The sequence below is a fragment of the Streptomyces sp. MnatMP-M17 genome (assembly GCF_900091995.1).
Lineage (GTDB): Bacteria > Actinomycetota > Actinomycetes > Streptomycetales > Streptomycetaceae > Streptomyces.
In genome coordinates this window covers 1-14805 of sequence record NZ_FMDK01000464.1, presented here as the reverse complement: position 1 = coordinate 14805, position 14805 = coordinate 1, and the positions used below count along the sequence as shown (strand labels likewise).

The 14805-nt window shown below is 70.4% G+C and carries 12 protein-coding genes, 1 tRNA gene and 2 pseudogenes; 6 read left to right on the top strand and 9 right to left on the bottom strand.

Annotated elements, in window-relative coordinates:
* Positions 1–505: pseudogene (locus GA0115259_RS20980) on the bottom strand (tetratricopeptide repeat protein); the annotation flags it as partial.
* Positions 506–786: 281 nt separating this feature from the next.
* Here GA0115259_RS20980 and GA0115259_RS20975 point away from each other — a divergent pair.
* Both GA0115259_RS20975 and GA0115259_RS20970 read left to right on the top strand, forming a co-directional pair.
* Positions 787–1188 carry a hypothetical protein gene (locus tag GA0115259_RS20975; protein ID WP_093599436.1) on the top strand — a complete coding sequence of 134 codons (402 nt, stop codon included), beginning with the start codon at positions 787–789 and terminating at the stop codon, positions 1186–1188.
* A gap of 117 nt (positions 1189–1305) precedes the next feature.
* Positions 1306–2175 (top strand): spermidine synthase, encoded by an 870-nt coding sequence (locus GA0115259_RS20970; protein WP_093599433.1) that lies wholly within the window; start codon positions 1306–1308, stop codon positions 2173–2175.
* Positions 2176–2201: 26 nt separating this feature from the next.
* Here the strand turns inward: GA0115259_RS20970 and GA0115259_RS20965 are convergent, their stop codons facing one another.
* On the bottom strand, positions 2202–2819 hold the full coding sequence (locus tag GA0115259_RS20965) for a hypothetical protein (protein WP_093599431.1): 618 nt from the start codon (positions 2817–2819) through the stop codon (positions 2202–2204).
* Between the two features lie 132 nt (positions 2820–2951).
* Here GA0115259_RS20965 and GA0115259_RS20960 point away from each other — a divergent pair, with 132 nt between their 5' ends.
* Together GA0115259_RS20960 and GA0115259_RS20955 are read left to right on the top strand one after the other, a co-directional pair.
* Entirely contained in the window at positions 2952–3641 is a 690-nt protein-coding gene (locus GA0115259_RS20960) for a response regulator transcription factor (protein WP_176732605.1), read from the top strand.
* A 16-nt stretch (positions 3642–3657) separates the two neighbouring features.
* Positions 3658–5061 carry a sensor histidine kinase gene (locus tag GA0115259_RS20955; RefSeq protein ID WP_093599426.1) on the top strand — a complete coding sequence of 468 codons (1404 nt, stop codon included), beginning with the start codon at positions 3658–3660 and terminating at the stop codon, positions 5059–5061.
* A 290-nt stretch (positions 5062–5351) separates the two neighbouring features.
* Here GA0115259_RS20955 and GA0115259_RS20950 read toward each other — a convergent pair whose 3' ends face one another.
* The 4 genes from GA0115259_RS20950 to GA0115259_RS20935 form a co-directional block, all read right to left on the bottom strand.
* Positions 5352–6761: a GH1 family beta-glucosidase gene (locus GA0115259_RS20950; RefSeq protein ID WP_093599423.1), complete on the bottom strand. Its 1410-nt coding sequence runs from the start codon at positions 6759–6761 to the stop codon at positions 5352–5354.
* A 125-nt stretch (positions 6762–6886) separates the two neighbouring features.
* The gene (locus GA0115259_RS20945; protein WP_237540264.1) at positions 6887–7744 is read right to left on the bottom strand and encodes a carbohydrate ABC transporter permease; all 858 of its coding nucleotides are present in this window, start codon (positions 7742–7744) and stop codon (positions 6887–6889) included.
* Between the two features lie 77 nt (positions 7745–7821).
* Positions 7822–8892 (bottom strand): carbohydrate ABC transporter permease, encoded by a 1071-nt coding sequence (locus GA0115259_RS20940; RefSeq protein ID WP_093599417.1) that lies wholly within the window; start codon positions 8890–8892, stop codon positions 7822–7824.
* 3 nt (positions 8893–8895) lie between these two features.
* Positions 8896–10230 carry an ABC transporter substrate-binding protein gene (locus GA0115259_RS20935; RefSeq protein ID WP_093599414.1) on the bottom strand — a complete coding sequence of 445 codons (1335 nt, stop codon included), beginning with the start codon at positions 10228–10230 and terminating at the stop codon, positions 8896–8898.
* A 510-nt stretch (positions 10231–10740) separates the two neighbouring features.
* On the opposite strand from GA0115259_RS20935, the gene GA0115259_RS20925 reads away from it, so the two are divergent.
* Positions 10741–11736, top strand: coding sequence for a LacI family DNA-binding transcriptional regulator (locus tag GA0115259_RS20925; RefSeq protein WP_256098067.1), 996 nt, complete (start codon positions 10741–10743; stop codon positions 11734–11736).
* 123 nt (positions 11737–11859) lie between these two features.
* On the opposite strand, the gene GA0115259_RS20920 is transcribed toward GA0115259_RS20925, so the two are convergent.
* From GA0115259_RS20920 to GA0115259_RS20910, 3 genes are all read right to left on the bottom strand, one after another.
* Positions 11860–11932, bottom strand: a tRNA-His gene (locus GA0115259_RS20920).
* Positions 11933–12055: 123 nt separating this feature from the next.
* Positions 12056–12658, bottom strand: coding sequence for an oligoribonuclease (gene orn, locus GA0115259_RS20915; protein WP_093599408.1), 603 nt, complete (start codon positions 12656–12658; stop codon positions 12056–12058).
* Positions 12659–12668: 10 nt separating this feature from the next.
* Entirely contained in the window at positions 12669–13889 is a 1221-nt protein-coding gene (locus GA0115259_RS20910; protein WP_093599405.1) for a GlxA family transcriptional regulator, read from the bottom strand.
* A 414-nt stretch (positions 13890–14303) separates the two neighbouring features.
* Between GA0115259_RS20910 and GA0115259_RS42880 the strand changes: the two are divergent.
* Positions 14304–14805: pseudogene (locus tag GA0115259_RS42880) on the top strand (hypothetical protein); the annotation flags it as partial.

Sequence of the window (14805 nt, the reverse complement as noted above, 5' to 3'; positions counted from 1 at the left end):
CGACGCGCCGCGGCGCGGGCACGGCCGCGGCGGGCGCACCGCCGAGACCGAGGGACGCGGCCATCACCGTGACGGGGCCGCTCGTCATGAATGCGCGACGCAGCACGTCGCTCTCCTCGTTGGTGTCGCTGGTCTCACTCGTATCGCGGACAGCACCGGCAGTACTGGTGTCGCTGACGGGCGCCGGTGGCGGAGGCGGAGGCAGTGGTGCGGGCGTCGGCTCCGCCATGATCCGGGCCGCTCTGCCGCGTACCTCTTCCCGCGCGGAGAAGCCCAGGTCCTTCAGTGTCAGTCCCGGGAACATATGCAGGAAGACCCGTTCGTACGCGTAGTTGGGACAGCGGATCTCGCCCGCCTCCACCCGTCCGACATAGCGTGCGTCGCAGGCGACATGTTCACCGATCTCCCGAGCGGCCCTGCGTACGGCGGCGGCGAACTCCGCCGGCGAGCGCTGAGCGCGCAGCCTGCGGAAGGCGTGGTTGGGAACTGCCCGGGACGACGCCATGACCGAGCCCTCTCCTGGTACAGCCGATGGAGCCGCCGGTCTCCTCCGGCACTTCCGTCCGGTCCGGCACGTCCGTCCGGCACTTCCGGCGAAGCAAGAACGTACCGGTTGTGATGGGTCGTACACACAGGGTTTGCGCGCAAAGCGGATATCTCGCCCACGATCTGCTATGAACTGCCATCCTTTGCGGCGGCGTGCCGCCGTAGCCGTTGACGCCCTCGGGCGTTGGACCCCCTGGAGACGCTCAAGGCGTCTGCGCTCGACGAGGAGGGGTTCCCTTGTTGGAGTCTCAGCACACGAACGGCCAGGAGTTCGGCACGCGTTCCGGGGACGCGGGGGAGCCCTGCGACCTGGTGACCGTTCCGGCCCGGCAGGGGCTCGAAGCGGTGGACATTCTGCGCCGCGGGAGCGCGCCCGCGGTGGGGCCCGTGCTCCATGACGCTCCCTGCGACACCCTCGGCTTTCTGGTGCCGCCGGGCACCGCGGCGGGCTGGGACATGCCGGGCAGCGCGTGTACGCAGACACATGGCCGCGGAATGCGTCTCCCGGCGGATCCGCCGGTCACGGGCTCGAACTGGCTGCTGCCGCCCGACGCGACGGGCCGGGTCACGGACCCGGCGGTACTGAGGGAAGCCCTGGGCCAGGCGGCACGCCTGATCGAAGTGGTGGACAGGTGCCGCTAGTCCTCCTCCTCGCCGGCGGCCGTGCGGGGCCGGAACGTGTCCGCACCCCAAGGCGGCCGGGCGAGGGGCGGTCGCGAGAACCGGTCGGGCATCCGAGCCCTCAAATAAGCTGGCCCTGTGGCGAGGAACAGGCGTGGTGCGACGGGTACGGCGAGGGCGGCCGTCGTGGTGGAGGCCGTCGACGGGGGGAGCGCCGAGCTGATACCCGACCGGGAGCGGCCTCGCGCCTGGTCGCTGCTGATCGACGGCGCTCCGCAGTCCCATGTCGATCTGGACGATCCCACCCGTCTCTCCTTCGAGTACCAGCGCAGACTCGGCCATGTCGCCGATCTCCTGGCGCCCGTGGGCCGGCCGCTCCAGGTCGTGCACCTCGGCGGCGGCGCCTTCACTCTCGCCCGCTATATCGCCGCCACCCGCCCACGCTCCACCCAGCAGATCGTCGAAGTGGACGCCGCGCTCGTCCGGTTCGTCCGCGCGCGGCTGCCGCTGGATCCCGCCGCCCGGATCCGGGTCCGCTCCACCGACGCCCGCGCCGGGCTCGCCAAGGTGCCGGACGGCTGGGCGGATCTGGTGATCGCCGATGTGTTCGGCGGCGCCCGTACTCCCGCTCATCTCACCAGCGTCGAGTTCCTCGCGGAGATACGGCGGGCCCTGCGGCCGGACGGTTGTTACGCGGCCAATCTCGCCGACGGACCGCCGCTCGGCCATCTGCGCGGGCAGATCGCCACCGCCGCCACCGCCTTCGCGCATCTCGCGCTCGCCGCCGATCCGACCGTGCTGCGCGGGCGCCGCTTCGGCAATGCCGTACTGCTCGCCTCCGACCGTGAGCTGCCGCTCGCCGAACTGACTCGCCGGGTTGCGAGCGATCCGCATCCGGGACGGGTCGAACACGGGCGCGCGCTGGCCGACTTCACCGGTGGAGCGCCCGCCGTCACGGACGCGAGCGCCAAGCCGTCACCGCCGCCTCCGGCCGACGCGTTCACCTGACGACCGGCCGTCGCCGCCCGCCGCGCTCAGCGGTCGTCGAACTGGACCATCGGCGGATGGCCGTTCCAGGTGCAGAACACCGAGACCTCCCGGCCGTTCTGGGTGAACGTCACCCGGATCCAGGCCGGTTGCGTCCACACCTGCATCTGCCAGCCCGCGTCCGGTGTCGCCGAGACCAGCTCGGCCGAGACCTCGCCGATGTCGAACGCGACCCGGCCGCCGTCGACCGTATAGCTCTTCACGCGCCCGGAATCGGGCGGTTCCGCGTAGCCGTCCGCGCCGCCCTGCGCGGGCTCTCCCGTCGACGCGTACGGCGACGGCTGCTGGTCCCCGCCCGGGGCCGCCGTTCCCGCGCCCGTACCGGCGCCCTCACCCGTGCCCGTACTCGCGTGTGCGTCCGCGTCCGCGGATTTCACCGGGCGGCTCGGCCGCGCGGACGGGCTCGGAGGACGCTGGGTGGAGGAGGTGACCGGACTGGGCCGCGGCGCCGCCCAGTTGTCCGAGGGCAGCGCGAGCGCGCGCGGCGGATCGTAGGCCGTACCAGCCATGACCGTACGGACGCCCCACCACGTGAGCGTGACCGCCGCGCCGGTGGCCAGCGACCACGCCATCGCGTGTACCAGTCCTCTGCGCATCCGGGCCATAGTGCCGCACCCCGCGACACCCGCGCCAGACAACACCGGCTCCGGACAACACTCGTGCCACACAGGGCCCGTGGATCACGGACCGCCGGGACCGGCCTCCTCGCGTTCCCCGGATGGCGTACGGTGCCGCCCATGCCCAGTGTGCTCGTGGTCGAGGACGACCAGTTCGTGCGCTCCGCCCTCATCAGGCACCTGACCGAGGCCTCCCACACCGTACGGAGCGTCGGTACCGCCCTGGAGGCGCTGCGCGAAGTCGCCCATTTCCGGTTCGACGTGGTCATACTCGACCTCGGGCTGCCGGATCTCGACGGTGCCGAGGCGCTGAAGATGCTGCGCGGCATCACCGACGTACCGGTGATCATCGCCACCGCGCGGGACGACGAGACGGAGATCGTACGGCTGCTCAACGACGGCGCCGACGACTATCTCACCAAGCCGTTCTCGGTGGAGCATCTCTCGGCCAGGATCGCGGCCGTACTGCGCCGCTCACGCGCCGGCGCCGACGAGGCCACGCCCTCGCGTGTCATCCGGGTCGGCGGGCTCTCCATCGATCCGCTGCGCCGCCAGGCCGAACTGGACGGATCCGTACTGGATCTGACGCGACGTGAGTTCGATCTGCTGACCTTTCTCGCCGGGCGCCCGGGAGTGGTCGTACCGCGCAAGGAGCTGCTCGCCGAGGTCTGGCAGCAGTCGTACGGCGACGACCAGACCATTGATGTCCATCTCTCCTGGCTGCGGCGCAAACTCGGCGAGACGGCGGCCAGGCCGCGCTATCTGCACACGCTGCGCGGTGTCGGGGTGAAGCTGGAGCCGCCGAAATGAGACGGGAGCCGCGGAAATGAGATGGGCCCTGGTCAAGGTGGCCGTGGCCGTCACCGTGATGGTCGTCGTGGCCTTCGCCGTCCCGCTGGGACTGGTCATCAAGGAGATGGCCAGGGACCGGGCCTTCACCAACGCCGAGCGGCAGGCCGCCACCATCGGCCCGACGCTCTCCATCACCACCGACCGCGCGGAGCTGGAACGGGCCGTCGCCTCCACGCTGGCCGGCGCGTACGGACGGATGGCCGTCCATGTCCCGGCCGCCGACGAGCCGGGCGGTCTGCCACTGGAGATCGGTACGCGCCGGGCGGCCGAGGAGGATCTGCGGACCGTACGGCGGATCGGCCGCGCCTCCATCACCGAGGTCACGGGCGGTTTCGCACTGCTCCAGCCGACCGCGCTCAGCCAGGCGAGGATCGCGGTCGTCGAGATCTTCGTGCCCGACGACGAGGTCTCCAACGGAGTCACCACTGCCTGGCTGGTGCTCGCGGGTGTGGGTCTCGCGCTGGTGGTCGGTTCGGTCGCGGTCGCTGACCGGCTCGGACTGCGCATGGTCGAGCCGGCGCAGCGCCTCGCGTACGCGGCGCACGCGCTGGGCGAGGGAAAGCTCGGCGCGCGGGTCCCGGAGGAAGGGCCCACCGAACTGCGGTCCGCCGCCGTCGCGTTCAACTCGATGGCCGACCAGGTCGTCCAGCTCCTCGCCAACGAGCGGGAACTCGCCGCCGATCTCTCGCACCGGCTGCGCACCCCGCTCACCGTGCTGCGCCTCAACGCCGCCTCGCTGGGCGAAGGTCCGGCCGCCGACCAGACCAGGGCGGCCGTGGCCCAGTTGGAACGCGAGGTCGACACGATCATCCGTACCGCCCGCGAGTCCAAGCCGCAGACGGTGGCCGCCGGGCCGGCCGGCGGCTGCGATGTCTCCGAAGTCGTCAGGGAGCGGATGGACTTCTGGTCCGCGCTGGCCGAGGACGAGGGCCGTACGGCACGGGTCGCGGGCATCGGCGGCCCGGTCCGTATCCCGGTCGTCAGGGCCGAACTGGCCGCCGCGCTCGACGCGTTGCTCGGCAATGTCTTCCGGCACACACCGGAGGGCACGGCCTTCGCCGTCGATGTGCACAACGGCGAGGACGCCGTGATCGTCCTGGTCTCGGACGCGGGCCCGGGTATCGCCGATCCCCGGGCCGCGCTCGCGCGCGGCAACAGCGGCGGACGGGACGGTTCGACCGGGCTCGGCCTCGACATCGTGCGCCGGGTGGCCGAGTCGACGGGCGGAGACGTACGGATCGGGCGCTCGGTGCTCGGCGGCACCGAGGTACGGATCTGGATCGGGCTCGACGGCTGGCGCGCGCCGGACGCGCCGCGCGGGCACCGTCTCGGCCGTCGCAAGCGGGCGGCGCAGGGCCGCAGGGCGGCGGAGGTCTGAGGACTCCGGCCCTGGGCTCGGCGGGGCGAAGGCAGGCGCCCGATCTTCAACAGGCGCCGGATCTTTAATCGGTTCCGATGCGCACCTTAAGCGCGCCCTAAGAACCGTGGCCCCTGTCCTGTACAGCCCATTTGTCCATGCCGGGACGGCTAGCGTTCTGTCCTGGCTGCCCCACCAGCCGCCCCCCGCCGCCCCGGCCGGACCGACCCCCCACACCCATCCGGCCGGGGCTCGCACGTACGACGAAGGCCCGGGACGCGTGCGTACGGCGACGGTCCGGTGGGCCCGCCTCAGCCGACCGGGACCTCCGGCAGTACGCCCGTACCGGCCAGCCTGGCGTACCAGAGCGCGCTCGACTTCGGCGTACGCCGCTGGGTCTCGTAGTCCACATGCACCGCGCCGAAGCGCTTGCCGTAGCCGTACGCCCACTCGAAATTGTCCAGCAGCGACCAGAGGAAGTAGCCACGGACATCGGCGCCGTCGTCGATCGCCCGCCGGACCGCCGCGAGATGGCCGTGCAGATAGCGGATCCGGTCCGGGTCGTGGACCGTACCGTCCGCACCGGGCCTGTCCGCGTACGCCGCGCCGTTCTCGGTGACCATCAGCGGTAGTCCCGGCGCCTCGCGCGTGTACCGCATCAGCAGGTCGTACAGTCCGCTCGGATCCACCGACCAGCCCATCTCGGTGAGTTCACCGGGCGGCTGGTGGAAGGCGACGGAGTCTGCGCCCGGCCATGGCGAGTGCTCGCTCTCGCCATGGCCGTCGTGGCGCCCTGCGAACTCGTCCGTGGCGGCCGAGACCACCGCAGGCGCGTAGTAGTTGATGCCCAGCGAGTCCAGCGGCTGGCGGATCGTCGCCGGGTCCGTGGCATGGACGAAGGACCAGTCGGTGATCCGCGCGGTGTCCGCGAAGAGATCCTCGGGGTACGCGCCGTTCAGCATCGGGCCGGTGAAGATCCGGTTCGCGAGCGCGTCGATACGGCGCCGCGCGTCCAGGTCGGCGGGTGACTGTGTACGGGCCCGTACAGCCGACGGATTGAGGCTCACCGAGAGCCGGCCGTCCGCCGGGAGCACGGAACGCAGCGCCTGCGCGGCCAGACCGTGGCCGAGGTTGAGATGGTGCGCCGCGCGCAGCGCCGCCGCCGGGTCCGTACGGCCCGGGGCGTGCACGCCGGACGCGTATCCCAGAAAGGCGCTGCACCAGGGCTCGTTCAGGGTGGTCCAGCGCCGTACCCGGTCGCCGAGCGCCTCGCCGACGTAGCGTGCGTACTCCGCGAAGCGGTACGCCGTCTCGCGCTCCGGCCAGCCGCCCGCCGCCTCCAGCTCCTGGGGCAGATCCCAGTGGTAGAGCGTGAGGACGGGCTCGATGCCATGGCCGAGCAGATCGTCGACCAGCCCGCGGTAGAAGTCGAGACCGCGCTGGATGGCGGGACCGCGCCCGGTGGGCTGGACGCGCGGCCAGGAGACCGAGAAGCGGTACGCGTTCACGCCCAGGTCCGCCATCAGCCGGACGTCCTCGGCCCTGCGGTGGAAGTGGTCGACGGCGATGTCGCCGGTGTCGCCCTGCGCGACCTTGCCTGGTGTGTGGCTGAAGGTGTCCCAGATGGACGGCGTACGGCCGTTCTCCCGGGCCGCGCCCTCGATCTGGTACGCGGCGGTGGCGGTGCCCCACAGGAAGCCGGGCGGAAAGGTGTCGGACATGGGTCAGCTCCCGTTGCCGTAGGTGTGAGGTGAGGAGTGAGCGGTGGGGGGTGACGGACGAGAGGTACGGAGGCGCTGGGCCGTACAGAAGTACAGGGCGCGCGAGGCGTACAGGGACGTACGGCTCAGCCCTTGACCGCGCCCTGCATGATGCCGCCGACGATATGTCTGCCGAAGATCACAAAGGCGAGCAGCAGCGGCAGCGTGCCCAGCAGCGCGCCCGCCATGATCACCGACTGGTCGGGGATATAGCCGCGGCCGAGCCCGGTCAGTGCCACCTGCACGGTGGGATTGCCGTTCTGCGTCAGTGCGATGATCGGCCAGAAGAAGTCGTTCCAGGCCATCACGAAGGTCAGCATTCCCAGCACGGCCATCGCGGGCCGCGCGGCCGGGAAGACCACATGCCACACCACCCGCAAGCTGCTCGCGCCGTCCACCCGGGCCGCCTCGATCAGCTCCGTGGGCAGCGCTCCGATCAGATACTGCCGCATGAAGAACACGCCGAAGGCGCTGACCAGCGTCGGCAGGATGACGGACTGGAGCTGGTCGGTCCAGGACAGCTCGGCGATCAGCATGTACAGCGGTACGACACTGAGCTGCGGCGGCACCATCATCGTGCCGATCACCAGCAGCAGAAGCAGATTCTGGAACCGGAAGCGCAGTTTGGCGAAGGCGAAGCCGGCCAGGGTGGAGAAGAGCACGGTGCCCGCCGCGATCGCGCCCGCGACGACGGTCGTATTGAGCAGGGCCGTGCCCATATTGGCGTCGGTCCAGGCGATCTCCAGATTCTTGAAGAGGTTTCCGCCGAACCAGAACGGCGGAGGCGTCTGGGCGAGCCGGGTGTTGTTGCGGGAGGCCGCGATCGCCGTCCACACCAGCGGGAAGAGCGAGCCGATGGTGAAGATGATCAGTACGGCGTAGGTGATCCGCCCGCCGTGGAGCTGCCGGCCCGCGCCGCGCTTCTTCGGCCGGGCGCCGCTCATCCTCCGGCCCGCCTCGGAGTGGCCGGGTGTCCGCGGATCGGTGAGTGTCTGTGAAGTCGTCGACATGAGTGGTCTCCCTACGCGCTCTTGCGGAGACGGCGGCCGATGACCCAGTTCACCGCGCCGATGATCAGCAGGATCAGGAACATCGTCCAGGCGATCGCCGAGGCCCGGCCGAGATGGAGATTCACCCAGCCCTGTTCGTACAGATAGAGCCCGAGCGTCTGGAACTGGTGGCTGGCGCCGCCTGTCGCGCCCGCGCCGCCGTTGAAGAGCAGCGGCTCGCCGAAGAGCTGTGTCGCGCCGATGGTCGAGACCACACAGGTGAACAGGATCGTCGGTCGCAGCGAAGGCACGGTCACATGGATGAACTGCTGCCAGCGCGAGGCGCCGTCCAGGGCCGCCGACTCGTACAGATCGTTGGGGATGGCCTGCATCGCCGCCAGATAGATCAGGGCGTTGTAGCCGGTCCAGCGCCAGATGACGATCGTGGAGACCGCGAGCTGGGAGGTCCAGGTGCCGTTCTGCCAGTCGACGGCACCGATGCCGATCTGTCCGAGCAGCCAGTTGATCATTCCGTAGTCACGGCCGAAGAGCAGGACGAAGACCAGCGTCGCGGCGGCCACCGAGGTGGCGTACGGAGTGAGTACGGCGACGCGGAAGAACATCGAGCCGCGCAGCCGGTAGTTGAGCAGATGCGCGATGCCCAGCGCGATCAGAAGCTGGGGGATGGTGGAGATCAGCCCGATGGTGACGGTGTTCTGGAGCGCGTTCCAGAAGAACTCGTCACTGAGCAGCCGGGAGAAGTTGCGCAGTCCCACCCACTCCATGTCGGTGGGCGCGGTCAGCTCCACGCGGTGCAGGGAGGCCCAGCCGGTGTAGAGCAGCGGGAAGAGCCCGAAGGCCATGAAGAAGACGAAGAAGGGCGCGATGAAGGCGTAAGGACTCCAGCGCACATCGCGGCGGTACCGGCGGCTGCGCCGCTCACGGCGCCGCTCCTCGCGCTCGTCGTCGGGTTGCTGCTGATGTCCGTCGCGGTACGTGTCGTGGTCTGGGCCGGTCTTCCCGCCGCCCGTGGCGGGTGAGTCCGGCGCCGGGGCCGCGCCCTCCTCCTCGGAGGGCGCGGCGGCACGTGCGTCACTGGCCATCGGTCACTGGTCCAGCGCGTTGTCGATCGCCTTCACGGCGGCGTTCCAGCCGTCCTTGGAGGACGTGCCCTTCTGGTCGACCTGGAGCATGCCGATGTCGGCCAGGTTCTGCGCGATGATCAGATCCTTCGGTCCGACGATCTGGACCGGTACACCCTTGGCCGCAGCCGAGAAGATCTCACCGATGGGCGCGTTGTCGAAGTACTCGTGCTTGGCGCCCGACACGGCCGGCAGGGAGTACGCGGCCTGGGAGCTCGGGAAGCTGCCACGCTCGGCGAAGAGCGTGGCCTGCTGTTCGGGTGCGGTCAGCCAGGCGACGAGTTTGGCCGCGGCTTCCTTGTTCTTGCTCGCTTCGGGTACGACGAGGAAGGAGCCACCCCAGTTGCTGGGTTTGGGCGCGGCGGCCACGTCCCACTTGCCCTTGCCGGCCTCACCGCCCTTGTCCTGGATATAGCCCAGCATCCAGGCCGGGCAGGAGACGGTGGCGAAGGTGCCGTTGGCGAATCCCTGGTCCCAGCCGGGTGTGAACTGCTGGAGTTTGGCGGTCAGTCCCGAGCCCGCGAAGTCCGCCGCGATGTCCCAGGCCTGGCGCACGGCCGGGTTGGTCTTGTAGATGACCTTGCCGTCCTTGTCGTAGAAACGGTTGGCGTTGCTGCCGGTGATGGCGGCCATCACACCGCTCGCCGAGTCCACGAAGGCCGCGCCCTTGGGCGCCTTGGCCTTGAACTGCTTTCCCGCGTCGAGGTACTTGTTCCAGTCGCCCGCCCACAGCTTGCCGACCGCCTCACGGTCGGTGGGCAGGCCCGCGGCGGCGAAGAGGTCCTTGCGGTAGCAGATGCCCTCCGGGCCGATGTCGGTGCCGAGCGCGATGGTCTTGCCGGCCGTGGTGGTGGCCTGCGACCACTTCCACGGCAGGAAGCTGTCCTTCTGCACGCCCTCGGTCTTCCCGAGGTCCACGAGCTTGTCGCCCTGGGTGGCGGTGATCTCCGCGATGTTGTTGACCTCGATGGCCTGGACATCGGCGAGCCCGCTGCCGCTGCCGAGGTGGGTGAGGAGCTGCGGATAGTAGTTCTCGTTGCGCTCGATCGAGGTCTGCTTGATGACCACGTCCTTGTTGAGCTTCATGTACTGGTCGTAGAGCCCGGCCTCCTTGAGGCCGAAGGCCCCGAAGACTCCCACCGTGATCGTGGTCTTGCCCTTGCCGCTGACGCCTCCGCCCGAGGCGCTGCCGGAAGGATCCTCTGTGTCCGCCGCGCAGCCGGCCAGGGCTCCGGCGCCCAGCGCGGCGACGGCCGCGAGGACCACCAGCCGACGGGACGAGCGAGTACGTGTGCGCATTACGTCCTCCTAATACACCGCACCGACATGCCGGGCTACGGCCCAACTGATGTGCACAGCACAGTAGTTGGGAAGGGCCGGTGCGGTCGGGATATGTGCGGGGCTGATATGGGTCAGGTACGGTGGGAGCGCTCCCATGTGTGATGTGTTGAAGCGTCGCCGGTCCCCGTAGGGGTGTCAAGGGACCGGGCGGCGCGAGGTGGCTCGTTTATCCGTTTGTTGGTTTGCGTCATGGGCGCCATGGGGTGGGCGGCCGTTCGGGCGGTGGATTCGTTGGGGGAGGCAGGGATGGCGTCTCGGAAAGCCCCGGGAGTCCGGGGAGCGGACGGAGCCCAGGAGGCGGGCCGGGTACGGAGGACGCCGGAGGCCGCGTCGGGAGAGCCGGGAGTGCCGGAAGAGCCGGAAGCACTTGACGTCCCTTCAGCGCGCTCGGCGCGTCCGACGCCTTCAGCGCCTTCAGCGCCTTCGGCGGCGCGAGGGCGCGGCGGCAAGCTGCCCACGCTCGAAGAGGTGGCCGCGCGCGCCGGGGTCGGCCGTGGGACGGTCTCGCGGGTGATCAACGGCTCGCCGCGGGTCAGCGAGCGGACCAAGGCGGCGGTCGAGGCGGCGGTCGCCGAGCTGGGATACGTACCGAACCGCGCGGCCCGCGCCCTCGCCGCCAACCGCGCCGACGCGATCGCCCTGGTGGTGCCCGAGCCCGAGGAGCGGTTCTTCGCCGAGCCGTACTTCTCCGACATCGTCAGCGGCGTCGGCGAGGCGCTCGCCGAGACGGGGATGCAGCTGCTGCTGACCTTCGCGGGCGGCGCCCGCGAGCGCCGGCGCCTCGCCCAGTATCTGGCCGCGCACCGCGCCGACGGAGCGCTGCTGGTCTCGGTCCACGCGGACGATCCGTTGCCGGAGCTGCTGACCCAGCTCGGTATCCCGACGGTCATCAGCGGCCGGCGCTCGGCGGCCGAACCGCTGCCCGCGGTCGACTCCGACAACGCCGAGGGCGCCCGTACGGCCGTCGCCCATCTTCTCGCCCGGGGCCGGCGCACCATCGCGACCATCACCGGCCGGCTGGAGGTGTACGGCGCGGCCTGCCGCCTCGACGGTTACCGCCAGGCCCTCACGGACGCCGGACAGGCCCCGGACGGGCGGCTGACGGCCGTGGCCGACTTCACCGAGGACGGCGGTCGCCGTGCCATGCGTGAACTCCTCACGCGCCGCCCGGACCTGGACGCGGTCTTCGCCGCCTCGGACGTCATGGCCGCCGGCGCCCGCCAGACTCTCCGCGCCGCCGGCCGCCGTATCCCGGACGACGTGGCCCTGATCGGCTTCGACGACTCGGCGATAGCCCGCCATATGGACCCGCCCTTGACGAGCGTCCGCCAGCCGATCGAGGAGATGGGCCGAGCGATGGCCCGTCTGGTCCTCGAAGAAATCGCCACCCGCCCGACCGGCGCCGCGACACCGCCGCCGCAGATCGTGCTTCCCACCGAGCTGATCGTCCGGGCCTCCTCCTGACCTGGACCGACCCGGACCGACCTGGACCGACCCGGACCGACCTGGACCGACCCGGACCGACCTCGGCTCCCGCGAACGAAGAAGGCCCGGTCCGCTTGCGCGAACCGGGCCTTGCTCACTCAGGGTGAGTAACGGGACTCGAACCCGCGACATCCTGGACCACAACCAGGTGCTCTACCAGCTGAGCTATACCCACCACGACCGGTCGCTTTCCGACCGGCCGAGAAAAAGTGTACAGGGTCCGCGAGGGTGCTCGCGCCTGTATTCGTGCTGCGGTGGCGGCGGGCGCTTCCCGGGGTGCGGGGGTGCCCGGATGGGGCTATGACGTGTGGAGCACGTGCTTGGCCGCGATCTGCTTGGCCGTGTCGGAGTCCGGGCCCGGCGCCGGTACGAAGACCGCCTCGCGGTAGTAGCGCAGCTCCGCGATGGATTCGCGGATATCGGCGAGCGCGCGGTGGTTGCCGGCCTTCTCCGGGCTGTTGAAGTACGCCCGTGGATACCAGCGGCGGGCCAGCTCCTTGACCGAGGAGACATCCACGATGCGGTAGTGGAGGTAGCCCTCCAGCGTCGGCATGTCACGCAGCAGGAAGCCGCGGTCGGTGCCGACCGTGTTCCCGCACAGCGGAGCCTTGCCGGGCTCCTTGACATGCTCGCGTACATACGCCAGGACCTGCTCCTCGGCGGCGGCCAGCGTCGTACCGCCCGCCAGCTCGTCGAGGAGTCCCGAGGTGGTGTGCATCTGCCGCACCACCTCGGGCATGGTCTCCAGCGCCGCGTCCGGCGGGCGGATCACGATGTCCACCCCTTCACCGAGCACGTTCAGCTCCGAGTCGGTGACCAGGGCGGCCACCTCGATGAGTGCGTCGTCCGTCAGCGAGAGCCCGGTCATCTCGCAGTCGATCCACACCATGCGGTCGTTCATACGCCTTACCCTACGGGGCGCTCCGCTGGCCGGGCAGACTCGGACGGCCCGGACCTGTTGCGTACATGTCGGAACCTGGCTTTCCTTGCTCCGGCACCGCCGACGACGTGGCCGTCTGGCCCGGCAGACCGACGGCTGCCGCCGCCCGCCTGGCGTGCGGTGAGGCCTGGGCCGGCACGACCGACTCCATGACTCCCGGCGCCATCGGCTCGCCCTGCGGGCGCCTGGCCCGGTAGGCGGACCGGTAGGCCGCGGGAGAGGAGCCGAGCTGGCGCCGGAAGTGGCCGCGCAGCGCCACCGGTGAACGGAAGCCGCAGCGGCCGGCGACCTCGTCGACGGAGTAGTCGGAGGTCTCCAGCAGCCGCTGTGCCTGAAGCACCCGCTGGGTGATCAGCCACTGGAGCGGCGCGCTTCCGGTCAGCGAGCGGAACCGCCGGTCGAACGTACGGCGGCTCATGTACGCGCGGGCCGCGAGCGTCTCCACGTCGAACTGCTCGTGCAGATGCTCCAGCGCCCAGGCCACGACCTCGGCGAGCGGGTCGGAGCCGATCTCTTCTGGTAAAGACCTGTCCAGATAGCGCTCCTGACCGCCACTGCGCCGCGGAGGTACGACCAGTCTGCGCGCGAGCGCGCCCGCGGCCTCCGCGCCGTGATCCGTCCGGACTATATGCAGACACAGATCGATTCCGGCTGCCGTGCCCGCCGACGTCAGCACATCGCCGTCGTCGACGAACAGCTCACGCGGATCCACATGCACGGACGGATAGCGCTTGGCGAGCGTCGGCGCGTACATCCAGTGTGTGGTGGCCGGGCGGCCGTCCAGCAGACCGGCCGCGGCGAGCACGAACGCGCCGGTGCACAGACCGACGATTCTCGCGCCCTCCTCGTGCGCCCGGCGCAGCGCATCCAGCGCCTCCGGTGGTGGCGGCGATGTGATCGACCGCCATGCCGGCACGACCACGGTGCCCGCCCTGCTGATCGCCTCCAGGCCGTACGGCGCGGTGAGTTCGAGCCCGCCGGTGGTGCGCAGCGGTCCGTCCTCCCCGGCACACACGAGCAGGCGGTAGCGGGGAACCCCGGCGTCCTGGCGGTCGATTCCGAACACCGAGAGCGGAATTGAGCTCTCGAAGATGGGGCCACCGCTGAAGAGCAGCACGGCGACGACTTCTCGTCGGCGACGCCCGGAAAGCTTCCGTGCTGACTCCGGTGCGGCAATGGAGTCCTGGCTCATGGCGCTAAGCCCCCCTCGGTGTTCGCGTCTCCCCGTTCTTGTCGGGCCTCTCGCTCCTGCACGATTCCCCTCGGTTTTGCACGGGTCCCCAGCCTTCGATACTCATGATCGAATCTACTGTGTCCCGTGGTGCCGGCGTGACAAGTTCTCCATCCGGCGCTATGTCGACAAGGCAACTTGGCGCGAAGCATTCGATCACGAAGCGTTCCACTCGGGAGCCGAGAGTGGAAGTGGGCCTCGCGTGCATGGCCCGTCCCCGTAGGGTGCGGAGGACTGGGTCGGTCCTTTCTTCCCTGGTGGCAAGGGGGTTGGCAGGCCATTTCCCCAAGGGTTCTCTCCCAGTGTGAAGTTGGCCGAAAAGTGATGGGTGCGTCTGTGCGAAGCTTTCAATCTCCCGGCGCACTACCTTCACGCGTGCGTGAGCTTCGATGCGCCCCCCGACCGCCCGAGGACCGTCGGCTTCCGGACGTTCCGTACGTTCCGTACATCCTTGCTCCGTTCCTCGTCCTCCCGCGCGCTCTTCTTCTCGCGCCCGCCCGGCCCTCCGCGCCCGCTTCCGCCCTCGCGCCCACGCCCGTACACGGCCGTTCTCCCATCTTCGCCCCCACCGCCCGCGGTTGGGCGGCGGAGCCCTCGGAACGGCGCAGCAGCAGCCGGCAGACGGCGGTCACCGCGGCGAGGCCCAGCGTCGTGGCGATCGTGCCGCCGACGGACGTGCCGTACACGGTGAGGACCACCGGGACCAGCAGACAGCTCAGCGACGCCCAGCGGACCACCTCGCCCGCCGGATCTCCCGACGGCGCCCGCGCGGTGTCCGCGACGGACTCCCGGCACGGCTCTCCGTACGGAGCGCGGGACCGCTCCGTACAACTGCCCGCCGCCCGGTGCGGCGGCGGCCCGGCAGCCGGTTCCACGG